This is a genomic window from Halioglobus maricola, assembly GCF_009388985.1.
Taxonomy (GTDB): Bacteria; Pseudomonadota; Gammaproteobacteria; order Pseudomonadales; family Halieaceae; genus Halioglobus; species Halioglobus maricola.
Window position 1 is genome coordinate 3,740,795 of sequence record NZ_CP036422.1, and the last position, 16,077, is coordinate 3,756,871.

The following is a 16,077-nucleotide window of genomic DNA, read 5'->3' on the forward strand; positions in this document are numbered from 1 at the left end:
CTACTTGATCATTACCAGTGCGCTGCCAAACACGGCGGTGCACGCGGCCTTTACCACCTCGGCCGTCTTACCGGGGCCGCAGGGCGCATCGTTTTCACAGAACATCAGGCCGTCTCGCTTATTGTGAGCTGCCGGATTGGGGTCACTCACCCAACTGCCGTTGAGCAGCACATAGGGCTTCAGATCACGGCTATCGGAAATAAGCAGTTCGACCTCATCCAACATGGCATTGCGATAATCTACGTCCAATAGCCCCGCATTGGCGGCGCGATCTATCAGCGGCGCGGCGACAAGGCCGCGCCAGTCGATGCCACTGTCTACGGCAGCGGCAACATTCAGTCCGGGGAACACCGCGGCGCGGCGCGGTCCGTCCTGTACCAGCGCATCGCAGTAAGCCGCAGCAAGCTGGGTTGCCGCCATTTGATGGGACGACATAAATGCATTGAAGTCAGCAATGCCGGGAAGGGCCCGGCGCACAGCGCCAAAGGTTTCCGGCACTGTTTTGCCTGTCACCTGGCTCACAAGATTGCTTCCAGTGGGCACACCCGTAAGCGCCGACAAGGTGGCATTGATCTCATCAAACGTGCGGATTGCAACGTCCGGGGCTGGCTGTCCGTTATAGACAGGAAACCAGGATTCGACATCACCGTCATCGGCCACACCGCTGCGCCCAGCGAGCGCATCGAAGGCGAGAAAAAATTCATCCTGCTCGGCCCCGTATTCCAGAGCGAGAATGGTACCCATGGGCGAAAGCAACTCCGGTAGCGCGCCAAGGTTGCCGCCACTCACTCTTCCCGTCACATTGACGAAAGCCTGACCCACTCCCACGAGCCGGCCATTCAGACCAATACGAATACCACGCAGGTCGAAATTTACGTCGCCACCATCGGGATTGAGATGCGCAAAGAAGGGCTCGCTGAACAGGTAGGCGCTATCGTCGAACTGACTTACTTCAAAGACCACATAGCAGTAGTTCACCGGCTCGCGATTGCTGGATCTAGTGCAGGACGCCTCTCCGTCAAGCAGCTCGCTTACACTGAACAGCAGGTAGTATTTCTGGCCTACACCGACGTCAAAATTCTGGGCGACCTGAGCCGCGCTCAATGCGCGGTTGTGCACTGCCGCCAGGCGCAGGGCGCCGGCCCAGGGGTTGGCTCCGGATGTACTGTTACCCAGTGTGACAGCAAAGGATTCATTCCAGTTGTTGAGCAGGCCACCACCCACCGAATCAACATCACCTGTGTATACGCCGTTCACGTAGAGACGACGCCCCGCCACCGGATCATAGGTGAGCACCACATGCTGCAGTGTCGCCTGGGCAAGCTCGGCATTGTCGTCTGTAGCGAGCGCGGGTTCGCCTGAATTGGACTGTTCTGTCACCGAGCTACGGGTCAAGCCCTCGTAGTTGTAAAGGCTCTGGCGCAAGACCAGATTGCTGTTGTCCGGACCGCCCGAGTAGCCGAAGATCCACGCTTGTTCCTGACTGACATTAGCGGGAGCAACCCAGGCTTCGATACTGTACTCGCCAGTACCGACGAGCTGATCGAACAATTTGGCGCTGCCAGCGACGCCACCCTGCGCTCTTGCGTTAATCATCCGCAGGCCCCAGCTGGCCATCCAGCTGTACTCACCGGACAGCGCCAGCGGTATTTCAGGTAGCACGCCGCTGGTATCTGCGACGGTTGAACCGGCGCCTTCGCGGAACTCCCATTTCGCCACAAGGTCGGATTCGTGGCGACCTCCAGCGGTGGCGATAATGCCATCCTCCGCCAGCACCTGGGCACCGCTTATCAGCAGCCCTGGATCCACTTCCGTGGCATCAATGACTGCTGCAAAACGCTCTACCGCTGATAACAGCTCGGCGGCATTCTCTTCGCAATTGCTCCAGCAGTTATGCAGTTCTGGATAAAGACGCAGCACCACACGTGATGCTTGAGGCTGGCTCAGGTTAATACGGCTGCGCAAGGCCTCAAACGCGATACTGGCATCGGCACTGGCGAAGTAAGGCACCTGCGGTGTAGGCGCGGTATCGGAATGGCAATCAGCACAATACTCAGCCAGCAGACCCATAAGCTCGCCGCTACTTTCCAGCGCCGGATACAGCGCCACAGCGTCTGTAAGAGCAGCGGGCACGACGCGCGCGCCCCCCGGATCGAGTGCCCTGCGCGGCAACAGTTGTACCGTGGCGGCAGTGCGCACCGTTTCCGCGGCCCAGCGCTCCACATAGCCGGTAACCGTGGTGGCGCAGGCCTCCTCCTGACCAACACCCAGCCAACAGTTGTGTCCTTCTGCCACCCGGCGTACCACCGCCGACACTGCCGGGTCGTTGAGGCTGACCACCGTACGCGCAGCCTGCCAGGCGTCGTTCACATTATCCTGGTTGACGAAGAAGGTGGTACCGCTGCCGCCGGGTGTATGGCATTCCCCGCAGCGGTCATTCGCCGCCAGCGGGTCATAGAAACTTTGCTTGAACTGCTGGATCTCGTCCGACGCTGGCGCCGGCCCCGCATAAACAAATCCGCCGCTGCTAGGTCCGGAGCTGACGTCTACCTGGCGCTCGCTGCCCCCGCCCCCGCTACCGCCACTGCAGGCGCCCAGTGCCGATAAGGCAAGAACGAGAGAAAGCTTCCTGATCAACGTCATCGGCTCACCTTACAATTGCTCAACGCAGTAGCCCGCCACCTGGGCGAATACACGTTTGAGGTTGTGGTGATTATTGAAACCGCCAACGATGCTGCTCACAGCAGGCGCGTCGGCAGCCGCTGGATCGCGAGCACAAACGTGGCGAAATACTTTCTGTACCTGGCATTGCGCAAACGCATCACTGTTAGCCAGCTCCCGCCCCAGTGACGATGCGCCGTCACCTTCGGCGTAAGCCGCATTGACCGCGAGATCGACATTGCCACTGCCGCCGGCATCACCCTGCCAGCCGACCCGGCCACTGTTCACGCCCAGGCGCCAATAGTTTGTCCAGTGATCGTTGGGCGTTACGTAGCCAGTGCCGAAGGTCGCGCCATTGATCAGGTATTTTGGTTGCACGGCGCCCGGTGAATAGACGAGCTGCCCAAGGTCTTTACGCTGGTCCAACTCGAGGCCGGGGGCCTCCTCTTCACTCGGGTAGGGAAAATCATAGTAGGCGTAGGCCTGGGCCAGCGGATCCATACCTGCGTGGCACTCGACACAATTATTCAGAAACAGCCGGCTGTCACCACCGGGAGAGCGCGACACGTCCTGGCGTATACGATCAGCAGGCCGGGTCGCATCCTTCAGTTGCTCCAGGTCCATGCAAAGGTGATTGAGCACAGTGAACCGGAACATGGCGCGATTGGTGCCATCGACAAAATAGGCTCGGGCTGCGGCTCGCGTACTGACCACCCCTGCCACTGCTGCTGCCGGCAACCCAGTAACGCTGCTCTGGCTGCGTCGCACCAATACCTGCTCATCGCCGAGATTGGCGCCTGACGCTTCAAGCGCTTCATAGTGATCATTGTTGCCGCCGGCATAGGCCGGCAGCCCTCCACCCTCACCCACGTACAACACGTCGGCAGAGAGAATATCGCGGAAATCAGCCTCATCACGGACCAGGCCGATCACCGTCGCACTGTAATCGTTGAGCGGCGCAAAGGCATCCTGCTCTTCGTTGGTCCAGGGTGTGACCCAGTTCTTGAGCACCACCGTGTAGAAATCACCGGTGGCTGCGACCCCGGGAGCACCATCTATCGCGTACAGGCCCGCCTCCTCACTGCGGCCAGCCTCCAGCGCGGAGGCCATTGCGTCAAGCATGGCATCCGTAGGAGGCACGCCGGTGAGCCGGTCGTGCATTCGCCGCGCCTGGTCCTGGCTATCTGCCAGTGAATTGGAGGCACAGCAAAGCAGTGCCATCAACAGGGCGCAGCGGGATTTTAGCGTGGGAAACATAGTCATCAGGTTTTTTTGGGCATTGCATGCCTCTGCTTTAAAAATTGCAAAGCCCAGCCTGATGGACAAGTTTTTTTCCGAGAAAAGTGAAGTTTTCGCGAAACATGGTTTTGCACAAGATTGCAGAAAGTAAAACCTGCGCTTTTCTCTGGTTTTCCCTTGCCGCGCTCTACCACCGCTGCAAAGCTTTCCGCGATATCTACTGGGAGAAGCCAGCGGCGAGCGGCGAGTATGCGCGTAAACAAACACCTCCAAGGCCCTGCTACGGCGTTACTGCTGGCGGCGATTTCCGCCTGCGGTGGCGGGGGCGGCAGCGGTGCCGGCGGCGTCAGCCTGGTAGCGGGCGACCAAGGTGAAGACCCGGTCGTTGTGGAGATCCCTATCGCCTACATCCGCCGCCCAATTCCGCAAGAAATCAGTGATTTACGCGACCCGCTGGCATTCAACCCAGGCGCCGAGCTGCTGGTGCGAGAGCGCGCTTCAACCACCGCCGACGACATCGACATCACCGAACAATTGCGTGCCATCGCTGCCGAGGAACTGGGCGTCGACAGCAGCGCCCTGATGGTCGACATCAAAGATCTGGAGAGCTCTTACGACGGCTCTACACTGATTTTCGCTGCGCGCCTGGTGCCGGAACCCGTGGCCGCCAACCTCGAGCTCACCACCTGGAACCTGTGGCAGTTCGACCTGGAAACCGGCGAGGCGAGCTACGTAATTCCCTCACGCATCAAGCGCAATGAAGGCCTCGAAACCGGCGGTGCACAAGACATAGCGCCACACTTTCTGCCCGATGACCGCATCGTATTCAGCTCCACCCGACAGGCCACAAGCCAGGCACGCCAACTGGACGAGGGCCGCGCGCTGCTATTCGCTGCATTGGACGAAGATGGCGACGACCCGGCTGCGGTACTGCATATTTACGACCCCTTGTTGCGGGGGGAAGAGTTCCAGCAAATCTCCTTCAACCGCAGCCACGATCTGGACCCCACAGTAATGGCTGACGGTGAGATCCTGTTCAGTCGCTGGAACAACAGCACCGAAGACCATATCAGCCTCTATCGTATTCGCCCTTCTGGCGCCGGGCTGTCACCGCTCTACGGTGCCCACAGCCGCAGTAGCGGCACTGACGGCGCAAACATTGTGTTCTCGCGACCACGACAACTGGATGATGGCCGAATCGCGGCACTGACACACGACTATGCCCCGGTGAGCCTCGGCGGTGAAATCGTGCTCATAAACACCGCTGATTACAGCGACTACGAGCAGGGCCTTTGGCAAAACGCGGGGGCGAGCGGCCCCGGTCATGCCCCCCTCACCGATACCGAGGTTCGCAGCGACAACCTGCTGTCTCGGGGCGGCCAGTACGGCAGTATGTACCCGCTGCGAGATGGCACCGGACGGCTGCTCGTGACCTGGAGTGAATGTCGTGTCATCGACGAGGAAAGTGCCGGTGATCTCGCCCCCTGCACACTGCAGCCAGACAATGAAGACGCCGCACCTCCGCTGTATGGTGCATGGGTTTATGACCCCAGCGAAAACACCCAACGCCCAGTGGTCCTCGCAGAAGAGGATGTGTGGATCAGCGAAATTATCGCAGCGGAGAACCGGAACTTCCCGCAAGTGTTACCAAGGGCGGAAGCCGAAATCCCAGAGCTCGCCAGCGTCGGTATGGGTCAACTGCGTATCGACAGTGTCTACGCTGTCGACGGTGTAGACGAATCTCCCGCCGGCATTGCAAACCATGCCCGGCCTGGTAGTGCTGCATTTACCGAGCGTCCCGCACGATTCCTGAGGATTATCCAGCCGGTGCCGCTGCCAGACCCGGACGTATACGAGATCCCTCGCTACGCATTTGGGGTGAGCACTGGCTTTGGGTTCCGCGAAATTCTTGGCTATGTACCGATAGAACCTGATGGTTCTGTGAGAGTGAACGTGCCGGCGGACAGAACCTTCGCTTTTGAAGCGCTGGATGTTCGCGGCCGCAGGGTAGGACCTCGCCACGACTACTGGCTGCAGATCAGCGCCGGTGAAGTACTGCAATGCACAGGCTGCCATGCCCATGACACCGGCCTGCCCCACGGCGTACGCGATTCCCAACCGGACTCAGCCAACCCCGGAGCTCGCTCGCTCGGCAGCGGTGTTACCGGCTTCCCGGCCACCAATACAGACCTTCTTTTCGCCACCGAACCTGGCGCGACCATGGCCTCTACCTGGGACTTCCACATGCCCGAGGACAACCCGATCGCACCCGCCCGCGATATCCAGCTGGCTCCCGCCTACACCGATGCCTGGAGCTCACCGCAGCTCACACCCGAGAGCGCCATTAACGACCGGGAATACGACCCTGCCTGGCTGGACATTCCACCGGAGCTGGCGATTATTGCGCGCACTCCCGGCAGCGATCAGGCAGCGCGCGCGGTAATCAATTACCCGGATCACATTCAGCCTATCTGGGAGCGGATGCGCGCGCCCATTGCCGACCCGGAAGGGAATCTGCACGAGACGTGTATCTCCTGCCACAGCACGGCAGGAGACACACTGGTACCCGCCGCGCAACTCGACCTGAGTAGCCTGCCTTCAGACGTTGACCCGGATCACTACCGTTCCTATCGCGAATTGCTCAACGGCGACAATGAACAATGGCTGGACGGCACTGGCGTAGTCGCCGATCGCCTGCGCGAGTGCACCACGCTGGACGACGACGGCAACACCCTCGTTACGACAACCGGCATTGCTGTAGCAGCAGTGGCCCGTGCCGGTGCAGCAAACGGCAGCGACCCATTCTTTGCGTGTTTTGAAGGCGGCAGCTGCGGCCCGGACGATGCTCCACCGCTACCGGACAACTGCATTGAGGATGGAGAGCCAGTGCCCGCTACCCGCAATACCATCAACCATACAGGGACACTGTCAGAAGCTGAGCTCAACCTGATTTCAGAGTGGCTCGATATTGGCGCGCAGTACTTCAATAATCCCTTCGATGCGCGGCTGCAGGACTAGACAGTGCGCACTCTTGTATCAGCAATGTTGCCCTGCTGGTTTGCTCTGGCCCTCTCTGGCACCGCGCCTATCGCAACGGCGGAAGAGGAAGAGGCAGCTACCAGTACAGTCGCCGAAGCGTATCTTGAGATGCATACCCACCCGGGGCGCACTTACCCTGTGTTCTATGTGGCAGAGCGAGGTGAGACGATCGAGCTGCTCAAGCGACGCACCGACTGGATCAAGGTGCGCAACCAGCGCGGCGTGGAGGGTTGGGCCCACGTGGACGCGATTGGCCGCACGCTGGACGAAAGTGGTGCTGAGCTTGGACTGAGCAGCCCTGACATGGATGTCTTCGCCACACGCGCATGGGAAGTAGGCTTTATGCTGGGCGACCAGGAAAGCACCGACGCAGTGGGTCTTTACGGCGGCTGGCACTTCACCCGCAACCTGTCACTGGAAGCGGAGTACACAGAAAACTACGGCGACTTTTCCGATGGGCGCATGCTGACTGCTAGCGTCGTACACCAGATGTTTCCACACTGGCGCTACTCACCCTTTTTCACTATCGGCGGCGGCGCACGCGAAACCAGCCCGCGATCCAGTCTGGTCATGACAGAGGATCGCACTGACGGTGTGGCCAGCGTCGGTGCAGGCATGCGCATTTATCTCACAGGCCGGCTAATGCTGCGCCTGCAATACAAACACTATGTGGTCATGACAGATCGCGACGACGACGAGGAGGTAGGGGAATGGAAAGTTGGCATAAGCGCATTCTTCTAGGGGCAGCACTAGCAGCTGCAGCAGTGAGCGCTAGCGCTCAAGACCCGATAGAGGTAGTTGAACCAGACCTGGACCGCAGGGAAGTTCAGAGCCCGGCAATAGACACAGAGGATTTCGAAATTGGGATATTCGCCGGCGTCCTGAGCGTGACGGACTTTGCCAGTGAGCCAGTTTACGGACTGCGGGCGGCCTGGCACATCAGCGAAAGCTTCTTCTTTGAAGGTAACTACGGCACCTCTGAAGTGGATCTGACAAGCTACGAAAAACTCAGTGGCGGCGCCCCACTGTTCGAAGACGAAGAGCGAGATTACACCTTCTACAATCTCGCCGTAGGCTGGAACTTCCTGCCCGGAGAAATCTATTTTTCGGAGAGTCGCGCTTTCAAATCGGACATGTACCTGCTTGGCGGCGTAGGTGGCACCGACTTCCTGGGTGACAACTGGTTCACCGCCACCGTCGGTGTCGGCTACCGCCTGCTGTTTAACGACTCATTCGCCGCCCGGATGGATGTGCGCGACCACATCTTCGACCGTGACGTCTTCGGTGAGGACGAAACCACCCACAATATCGAGTGGACCCTCGGGGTCACCTACTTCTTCTAGGAGCTATGTCATGAGACTGCTAGTTACCCTCGCCCTGTCACTGAGTTGCAGCCTTGCACTGGCACTGACGGAGGACGGACCCGCCGCCAACTTCACCCTGAAAAGCGCGGACGGTAGCAATATGCGGCTGAGCGAGCACCGGGGCGAAGTGGTGCTGATCAATTTCTGGGCCTCATGGTGCGGGCCCTGCCGTCAGGAAATGCCGGAACTTGAACGCCTACAGCAGCAATATCATGACCTGGGTTTCACTGTGTTCGGTATCAACGTAGAGCAGGACAGGGAAGCTGCAGATCGGACCCTTAAGGACATCCCCGTCACCTTCCCCGTGCTTTTTGATGTGGAGAACACGGTCAGCGAAACTTATGGCGTGGACGCCATGCCCGCCACAGTCCTGGTGGATCGCAACGGCGTTATCCGCTTTGCCCATCGCGGCTACAAACCGGGCTACGAGCAGCTCTATGAAGAACAGATTCGCGCGCTGCTCAGGGAGTAGTAGTTAATGAAGGCACTCAAACTCGCAGGACTGTTTGCGCTGCTCGCATGCACCGGCTGCAGTGGCATTGAGCCCTGGGTGAAGCCCTACGAGCGCCAGTACCTGGCGGACCCGATCATGCGGTTTGAGCGAGACCCTGTCGCCGGCGCATATACCAAGCACGTTTACCAGGCCCGGGAAGGCGCCAGGGGCGCCGAAGGCGGCGCAGGAGTTGGCTGTGGCTGTAACTAGATACCTGACGCTTACCCTGTTGCTGGTGTTGCCGGGCCTCGCAAAAGCTGTCGTTCTGCCCGACGAGCGCGCCGACCTGATGTATCACCGCTACGATGGTGGCGGCGTCACCGTGGATGGCCCCTCGGTGCTGGTGCGCAAAAACTTCAAGGAAAGTGTCTCGATCAGTGGCAACTACTATGTGGATAATATCACCAGCGCCTCTATAGACGTGCTCGCCACCGGAGCCAGTGAATACACCGAGGAGCGCACCGAATACTCACTCGGGGGAGAATACCTCTACGGCAAAAGCCTGTTCAGTGCGGGCGCCACCTACAGTGACGAGAGCGACTACGAAGCGAGTACCTTCGCGCTGGGCGTCAGCCAGGACTTCTTTGGCGATCTCACGACCGTGAGCTTTGGCTACGCCCTGGGTCAGGACGATGTGTTCCAGAACGGCAATGATGATTTCGCCGGCGAGGTCGACAGGCACAGCTTCCGCATCGGGCTCTCGCAGATACTCACCCCCAAACTGATCGCCGACTTTAACTACGAACTGATTACCGACGAGGGGTATCTCAACAACCCTTACCGCAGTTACCGCTATGTCAGCGACCCTCTGGACCCTGCCGCGGGTTACACCTTTGCCACAGAGGTCTACCCGGAAACGCGCACCTCGGATGCGGCCTCACTGCAGTTTCGCTATCGCCTGCCCTGGCATGCCGCCGTGGGAGGCAGCTACCGCTACTTTACCGACGACTGGGGCATCGATGCCCATACAACGCAGCTTTCCTACACTCACGTTTTATTCGACAACTGGACGATCGATCTCAAGTACCGCTGGTACAGCCAGGGCAACGCCGATTTCTACCAGGACTTGTTTCTATTTCCCTCACAGGACGACAAAGACTACCGGGCGCGGGACAAGGAGCTAAGTGAATTCAGTGACCAGACGCTGTCGTTCTACGTGAACTACGAACACCCTCTCAACTGGCGTTTTGGCTACAAGGCGGGGCTCACTCTGCAGTACGATCGGATCAGCTTCGACTACGACAACTTCACCGACCTCACTGACGAACCGACGGTACCGGGCGAGGAGTCGCTCTACAGTTTTGATGCCGACGTGATCAAGCTGCTGATTACTCTGTGGTACTGAGCAAAAGTTCGTCTGAATAATGGAGCTTGCCGTCTGCGTCGATGAGAATCGCGTCCACGCCCTCAAGGCTGTTGACCAGCGCCAGCCCGCGCTCAATACCCAGCACGAATACCGTGGTAGAGAGCGCATCGCAATCCAGCGACAGAGGCGCAATCACAGTTGCACTTTGCAATCCATCAGCAGACTCGCCAGTGGCCGGATCCAGAATGTGATGATAGCGAACGCCCTCTTCCTCAAAAAAGCGCTCGTAGTCGCCAGAAGTAGAAACCGCGGTGTCTACCAGCGGAATAATCGCCGCGTACTCGCCCTCCTCGCGCGGGTGGCGAACACCAATCATGCGCGGCCGATCTCCCATGTCTCCGAGGATTCGGCTATCACCACCTGCTGAAACCACCGCCGAAGTAATGCCCGCCGCAACGAGGATACTGATGCCTCGGTCCACGGCATAGCCTTTGGCGATACCGCCCAGATCCAATGCCATACCAGGGCGCGCAAAGGCAATAGTCTGTCCCTGGGCGTCGAGCACAATGGATCGAAAATCGATCGCAGCCTGCGCTGCCTTCAGTGTCTCCCGCTCTGGCCGTTTACCCGAACGGTAATCGTAGTGCTGGCCTGCCGCAGCGAAACTGATATCAAAAGCGCCGTTACTTAATTGTGAGTAGTGTAGAGAACGTAGGACAACATTGAACATCTCAGCGGAAACTTTTTGCGGTGAACGCGCTGCCTCCCGGTTTACCCGACTGATTTCGCTCGCCGGCTTCCATGGGCTCATCATCGTATCGAGGCGTTCAAATTCCGCGAACACCTGCGCCTGTAGGGCGCGGCCGACATCTGCATCGTCCGCCCACAACTCAACACGCACCTCGGTGCCCATTATGGCGCGACCCCCACTAAGCCATTCCCCGGCAGAGACTGCGGAGACCCGACACGCACACAGGATCAGCAACAGGACAATGTGCACGCGGCAATGTTGCCGACTGAAAACCATTAAACTATTTCCCAAAAAAGCTGTTGCGGCCACCATGCCTGCTTTGCCACCACCACACAAGCCGGGATACTCTTGACGCCCCAAACCTTGACGCTGAACACTATGACTCATTCCCCTTCGCGGCTGATATATGGCTGTATGCGACTTCCGACACACGACCTTGCCGCCTGCCGCCAGATCCTGCAGGCCTGTCTCGACGTGGGAATAAATCATTTCGATCAAGCCGACATCTACGGCGGGGGGCAATGCGAAAAAGCCTTCGGAGACACCTGGAAGCACATGGGCGTCCAGCGTCACGAAATCGTCCTCACGAGCAAGTGTGGCATCGTACTGAATGGACAACCACACCCCGCTTCGCCAAAGCGTTACGACTTCTCTCGCGCGCACATTGTCACGTCCGTGGAAAACTCACTGCGGAGACTGGACACAGACTATCTTGATCAACTCCTATTGCACCGACCGGATTTTCTGATGGATCCGCACGAAGTCGCTGAGGCTTTTTCCCAACTGCAGCAATCCGGCAAGGTTCGCAACTTTGGCGTCAGTAACTTCACACGCTCACAGGTCGACCTCCTCAACGGAGCGCTGCAGGAGACAGTGATCGCGCATCAGTCAGAATTCAGTTTACTGAACCTTAAATCACTCGAAGACGGCACGCTGGACCAATGCATGGCACAGGGCATCCAGTACCAGGCCTGGAGCCCATTGGCGGGCAGCTTTGGTGAGGCCACAGATAGTCAGCGCGCCCGTCTCCAGCAGGAACTCGTAATCCAGGCAGAGAAGTACCAGCTCGAAAGCTGGCTCGTCGCCCTGGCCTGGGTGCTGAAACACCCAGCCAGAATTCACCCTTTGCTTGGCACCACACGCCCCGAACGCATTCTGAGTTCGATCTCCGCACTGGAAATCGATTACCACCGAGAGGACTGGTACGCTCTACTGGAAGCAAGCCGAGGTGTGGAGGTTGCCTGAAACTGGCTATTTGCCGGTAAGATATTTTGTCAGCGGGTGGCGCAGGAAATTGGGCAAGAACTTATCCACCCAGTAGTAGGCCTTGGTGTCCAGCCCCATGGGGAACGATGTCCCGCTCCCCTCTGCTGCGCGCTGAATATGCTCCGCAACATCTTCCGGCCCAAATTTTACGCCAAGCTTTTGCGGCATCTCTGCATCCACCACCTGACCCATGGCGGTGTTAATAACGGGAGGTTTCACACAGGTCACACGGATATCGTGCTCACGCCATTCCAGGTCAAGCGCTTCAGTGATGCCGTCAATATAGAACTTGCTCGCGCTGTAAACTGCCAGCAGGGGAATACCGTGGATGCTTGAAGCCGAGCAGAGGTTAACAACCGTCGCGCCAGGTGTTTTTGACAGTAGCTCGAAAGCACATTGCAATACGAGGGTCGCGCCGCGGATATTCACATCAATCATCAGGTCGTGAGCACGAGCTTCAATGCTCTGGAACTTACCCGCTGACAAAACACCTGCATTGTTAATCAGCAAATCGAGTCGGCCCGAGGAGTGCTCAGCGAAATCCTCGATCATCGCCGCTACTGATGCCTGATCGGTAACATCGCAGTAGCCGCCACATGCCTGAGGAAAATCTGCGCTGCTTAGTAGCTCGCCCACCATCTCGCCATTGAGGTCATAGAGCCCGACGAACCAACCCTGGCTCGCATAACGCCGCGCTGTTTCCAGGCCAATGCCCTGGGCCGCACCTGTAATCAGTACTGTCTTCATAGCGAATTACTCCCTGGTCGCTTCAGCGACTACGTTTACGATTGCCCGGGCCACTGCTTCCGGCTCTTGTTCCTCGACGAAGTGTCCGCGCTCTGGAAATAGCTCATAATTACCTTCCAACTGCGGCAAGGCAAGCAACCATTGCTGTCGTACAGAGTCTTTGGCGCAGGGATCCCAGAGGCCCCAGACCGCCCGCGCAGGGATGCTGCGCCCCCCGGCGCCCCACACCTTGCTAATTTTGTTGTGAATATTGCGATAGAACTCGCTGTTATCCTGCCAGCCCAGCGTTTCATCGAAGTAACGATAGCCATGACCCCATACGCCCGTCTGCTTAACGTTGCGCATAGAACTCAATGCATTGGACCGGGTACGAAACATGTCACGGTACATCTGCTCTTTTGCTGACAGCTGCCGGGTAAGCGCTCGCCAAGCGAAACTCACCGAGTGCCGAAGGAATGCGAATCTACCCGCAGGCGAAAACATCACCATCGGGGGAATAAACCGCCACCAGCGAGCAGGCCACCAGTGGCCAAGTCGATTCCAGGCCATGAATCCCGGGAATGGGAAATTCCGGTAGTCAAAACCATCGGCAGGCATGGGAAAAACGGTGGTATTCATCAAGACCAGGGCATTCACTCGCTCTGGCATATCAATGAAGGCGCCAACGCCGATCGCTCCGCCCCAATCGTGAATCACGAGCGTTGCGTCTCTCAGGTCCAGATACTCGACCAACTCACGAAGATTGCGAGCATGATGAAAGTCGACCATTTCAAAGCTGGCCTGATCGGAGAGCCCAAAGCCAATGTGGTCCATGGCAACGACTCTCACGGCGCCATCAAACTGGCTGACCATCGCATCCATCGCCTGGCGATAGGTGTATGAACTTTCGGGATTACCATGCACGAAAACGACCGTGGCGAGAGGCTCGCCCTGGCCCAGCACGCTATCGTAGAAAAACAGTTTCTTGCCCGCATCGGGGCCCGCTTGCAGCACATACCAACGAGCTTCAGCGCCCGCCGGCAAATAGTCCGGGGGTACCGTGTCTAGCGGCGTATTACCCCGAACTGAAACGACGTGTGTCATATTGGTATCGCACGAATGAAAGCGCGGAGAGCGTATCAGCGGAAGCGCGCTGGCCGGGAGGTCATTTTCCGCCTGTAGGGAATACCTGACGCCACTCATTTTTCATATCGACAATCACCCAACCGCGATCAGGCCCTTCATCGAGCCCACGATCCAGTCGGCCGATATGCGAGTCACGATCGTATGCCCACTCGCGCTCGGCATCGGTATGATGAATGATCACGCCGAGGCTGGCGCCCTCTCGCGCGGTCACCCACTCCAACATCTGGAAATCACCGTCGGAATTTCCCACCGCCATAATCGGGCGTCGACCAATGTGGCTGTGAATGCCCACGGGCTTACCTTCCTTGTCGTCGATAAAGTCGATTTCCGGCGCACGTACCAGAGTGGGTACGCCGTCGCGAACCTCGTAAGTGGTTTTTACACTGGAACCCACGACCTGCTCGGGGGGAATGCCATACACCTCTTCTGTCCACGGTCGCATAAAGTCGATCCCACCCCCGGAGACGATATAGGTGGCGAAATCGTTCGCTCGCAGGTAGTCGAGTAGCTCGAGCATCGGCAGGTAGACCATCTCGTTATACTTGAGGCCCGTGCGTGGATGCCGTGCTGTCTCCAGCCAAGCGGTCGCAGCGGCATCGAATTCATCGGTCGTGATATTGCCATGCGTCGCCCCGACCAGTTCGAGAATCGCGGATGTACCACCGGCAAGGGCCTTGCCGATGTCGCCCTTGAGCACAGACGCGAAAGGCTCCTGAGCCTTCCACTCAGGATGCTCAGGCGCCATGGCCTTGACCCGGTCGACGGCAAAAATGAGCTGGAAATACATTGGCTGTTCAGCCCAGAGGGTGCCGTCATTGTCGAATACTGCAATGCGCTCCGCCGGGGGGACATAGGCGGGGGAGCCCTCAGTGCTGACCTTAGCCACAAATGCCTCGATGGCTTTGCGCGAAGAACCATCCTGCCAGGATGACAACGGTGCCTGCCCCGCCCACAAAGGCGTTGCCACAACCACCAGCAAAGCGGCCAGACAGGCCGCTAGCAAACGTGCCGGCATACTACTATTCGCCGATGTTCGGGCCGTACAGGCCTACGCCCAACTTACCCGAAATATAGCTGATCGCCTTTAGCCCTTTGACGCTGTTACCCGCAGGATTTAGTGGTGGCGCGAATGTGGCAATGGCAAACTTGCCTGGAACAACAGCGACAATGCCACCGCCCACACCTGTTTTGGCTGGCAGGCCTGCGCTGTACATCCACTCACCCGATTCATCATAAAAACCGGCGGTGGCCATGATGGCCAACAGCTCTGGAACATCTTCCTTATCCAACACTTTCTTCCCGGTCACCGGGTTCACACCTTCATTGGCAAGGGTGGCGCCCATCATCGCCAGGTCGTGAGTGTTGATGCCGATTGAGCACTGGCGTGTGTACACGCGCAGGGCTTCTTCGGGATCACTGTAGAGTCGGCCATAGTTGTACAGAAGGTTGGCGATACCGCGATTGGACCAGGCAGTTTCGTACTCGGAGTCGTAGACCTCCTCCAGAACGGTTAACTCACGGCCTGCATAAGCTTCGATATTTCCCAGGACCTTCTTCCAGCGCTCCTTCTCCGAATCGGCTTCCACCAGGCTGACAGCGGCGATTGCGCCGGCGTTGACCAGGGGATTGACCGAGCGGTCTTCATAGATTTCCAGGGCAATCTTGGAATTGAACGGTAACCCGGTAGGCTCGACACCAATTTTTTCGCGCAGGGTCTTCGGCCCCTGTTCCGCCATAATCAGCGACGCGGTGAAGGGCTTGGATACGGACTGGATGGAAAATTCGTACTTCTGCTCGCCCGCCGAGTACACCTCGCCATCGCGGGTGATTATCACCACCCCGAACATATCACTGGGCACCGACGCCAGAATCGGGATGTAGTCCGCGTTTGCACCTTCCTTGACGTTCTTGAATTTGGCGTACGCCTCATCCACGGCTTGCTGGTACTGATCCGGGCTGATACTTGCTGCCATGACCTGGGTCGTAGCAAAAACACCGGCGGCCACGAGGGCCAGGCCCTTTAGAGTTTTGTTCAACAACATAATGCTCTCCGATCTTGTTACAGATTTTTCAAAAATAATTTTGC

14 protein-coding genes are annotated in these 16,077 nt (G+C 58.3%); 7 read left to right on the top strand and 7 right to left on the bottom strand.

The window, feature by feature from the left end; genetic code table 11:
• Entirely contained in the window at positions 1-2,643 is a 2,643-nt protein-coding gene (locus tag EY643_RS17030) for a LamG domain-containing protein (RefSeq protein ID WP_153240366.1), read from the bottom strand.
• A 9-nt stretch (positions 2,644-2,652) separates the two neighbouring features.
• Positions 2,653-3,924 carry a hypothetical protein gene (locus EY643_RS17035; protein WP_240732749.1) on the bottom strand — a complete coding sequence of 424 codons (1,272 nt, stop codon included), beginning with the start codon at positions 3,922-3,924 and terminating at the stop codon, positions 2,653-2,655.
• A 225-nt stretch (positions 3,925-4,149) separates the two neighbouring features.
• Between EY643_RS17035 and EY643_RS17040 the strand changes: the two genes are divergently transcribed.
• From EY643_RS17040 to EY643_RS17065, 6 genes are read left to right on the top strand one after another with little or no spacing between them, the layout of a single operon-like run.
• Positions 4,150-6,918, top strand: a complete 2,769-nt coding sequence (locus tag EY643_RS17040) for an HzsA-related protein (protein ID WP_153240367.1) — start codon at positions 4,150-4,152, stop codon at positions 6,916-6,918.
• A gap of 3 nt (positions 6,919-6,921) precedes the next feature.
• A complete protein-coding gene (locus EY643_RS17045; protein WP_153240368.1) occupies positions 6,922-7,680 on the top strand; it encodes an SH3 domain-containing protein in 759 nt (252 codons plus the stop codon).
• Positions 7,650-8,282, top strand: a complete 633-nt coding sequence (locus EY643_RS17050; RefSeq protein WP_153240369.1) for an outer membrane beta-barrel domain-containing protein — start codon at positions 7,650-7,652, stop codon at positions 8,280-8,282. Before EY643_RS17045 ends, EY643_RS17050 begins: the two co-directional genes overlap by 31 nt.
• Before the next feature lie 10 nt (positions 8,283-8,292).
• Positions 8,293-8,775 carry a TlpA family protein disulfide reductase gene (locus tag EY643_RS17055; protein WP_153240370.1) on the top strand — a complete coding sequence of 161 codons (483 nt, stop codon included), beginning with the start codon at positions 8,293-8,295 and terminating at the stop codon, positions 8,773-8,775.
• Positions 8,776-8,781: 6 nt separating this feature from the next.
• Positions 8,782-9,006 (top strand): DUF4266 domain-containing protein, encoded by a 225-nt coding sequence (locus tag EY643_RS17060; RefSeq protein ID WP_153240371.1) that lies wholly within the window; start codon positions 8,782-8,784, stop codon positions 9,004-9,006.
• Positions 8,993-10,141 (top strand): DUF3570 domain-containing protein, encoded by a 1,149-nt coding sequence (locus tag EY643_RS17065; protein ID WP_240732750.1) that lies wholly within the window; start codon positions 8,993-8,995, stop codon positions 10,139-10,141. The genes EY643_RS17060 and EY643_RS17065 overlap by 14 nt, the downstream gene beginning before the upstream one ends.
• On the opposite strand, the gene EY643_RS17070 is transcribed toward EY643_RS17065, so the two are convergent.
• Positions 10,125-11,129 carry an FAD:protein FMN transferase gene (locus EY643_RS17070; RefSeq protein WP_153240372.1) on the bottom strand — a complete coding sequence of 335 codons (1,005 nt, stop codon included), beginning with the start codon at positions 11,127-11,129 and terminating at the stop codon, positions 10,125-10,127. The genes EY643_RS17065 and EY643_RS17070 overlap by 17 nt on opposite strands.
• Before the next feature lie 102 nt (positions 11,130-11,231).
• Between EY643_RS17070 and EY643_RS17075 the strand changes: the two genes are divergently transcribed.
• Entirely contained in the window at positions 11,232-12,098 is an 867-nt protein-coding gene (locus EY643_RS17075) for an aldo/keto reductase (protein WP_153240373.1), read from the top strand.
• A gap of 6 nt (positions 12,099-12,104) precedes the next feature.
• Here the strand turns inward: EY643_RS17075 and EY643_RS17080 are convergent, their stop codons facing one another.
• From EY643_RS17080 to glsA, 4 genes are all read right to left on the bottom strand, one after another.
• Positions 12,105-12,866 carry an SDR family oxidoreductase gene (locus tag EY643_RS17080; protein ID WP_153240374.1) on the bottom strand — a complete coding sequence of 254 codons (762 nt, stop codon included), beginning with the start codon at positions 12,864-12,866 and terminating at the stop codon, positions 12,105-12,107.
• A gap of 6 nt (positions 12,867-12,872) precedes the next feature.
• The gene (locus tag EY643_RS17085) at positions 12,873-13,949 is read right to left on the bottom strand and encodes an alpha/beta fold hydrolase (protein ID WP_170287449.1); all 1,077 of its coding nucleotides are present in this window, start codon (positions 13,947-13,949) and stop codon (positions 12,873-12,875) included.
• A gap of 61 nt (positions 13,950-14,010) precedes the next feature.
• The gene (locus tag EY643_RS17090) at positions 14,011-15,006 is read right to left on the bottom strand and encodes an HAD family hydrolase (protein WP_153240376.1); all 996 of its coding nucleotides are present in this window, start codon (positions 15,004-15,006) and stop codon (positions 14,011-14,013) included.
• Between the two features lie 4 nt (positions 15,007-15,010).
• On the bottom strand, positions 15,011-16,033 hold the full coding sequence (gene glsA / locus EY643_RS17095) for a glutaminase A (RefSeq protein WP_153240377.1): 1,023 nt from the start codon (positions 16,031-16,033) through the stop codon (positions 15,011-15,013).
• Positions 16,034-16,077 lie beyond the last annotated feature (44 nt).

Excerpts from the sequence above, each read along its gene's own strand:
- EY643_RS17030 (WP_153240366.1), bottom strand. The coding sequence starts at position 2,643 with ATGACGTTGATCAGGAAGCTTTCTCTCGTTCTTGCCTTATCGGCACTG.
- EY643_RS17035 (WP_240732749.1), bottom strand. The coding sequence starts at position 3,924 with ATGACTATGTTTCCCACGCTAAAATCCCGCTGCGCCCTGTTGATGGCA.
- EY643_RS17040 (WP_153240367.1), top strand. The coding sequence starts at position 4,150 with ATGCGCGTAAACAAACACCTCCAAGGCCCTGCTACGGCGTTACTGCTG.
- EY643_RS17050 (WP_153240369.1), top strand. The coding sequence starts at position 7,650 with ATGGAAAGTTGGCATAAGCGCATTCTTCTAGGGGCAGCACTAGCAGCT.
- EY643_RS17055 (WP_153240370.1), top strand. The coding sequence starts at position 8,293 with ATGAGACTGCTAGTTACCCTCGCCCTGTCACTGAGTTGCAGCCTTGCA.
- EY643_RS17060 (WP_153240371.1), top strand. The coding sequence starts at position 8,782 with ATGAAGGCACTCAAACTCGCAGGACTGTTTGCGCTGCTCGCATGCACC.
- EY643_RS17070 (WP_153240372.1), bottom strand. The coding sequence starts at position 11,129 with ATGGTTTTCAGTCGGCAACATTGCCGCGTGCACATTGTCCTGTTGCTG.
- EY643_RS17075 (WP_153240373.1), top strand. The coding sequence starts at position 11,232 with ATGACTCATTCCCCTTCGCGGCTGATATATGGCTGTATGCGACTTCCG.
- EY643_RS17080 (WP_153240374.1), bottom strand. The coding sequence starts at position 12,866 with ATGAAGACAGTACTGATTACAGGTGCGGCCCAGGGCATTGGCCTGGAA.
- EY643_RS17085 (WP_170287449.1), bottom strand. The coding sequence starts at position 13,949 with ATGACACACGTCGTTTCAGTTCGGGGTAATACGCCGCTAGACACGGTA.
- EY643_RS17090 (WP_153240376.1), bottom strand. The coding sequence starts at position 15,006 with ATGCCGGCACGTTTGCTAGCGGCCTGTCTGGCCGCTTTGCTGGTGGTT.
- glsA (WP_153240377.1), bottom strand. The coding sequence starts at position 16,033 with ATGTTGTTGAACAAAACTCTAAAGGGCCTGGCCCTCGTGGCCGCCGGT.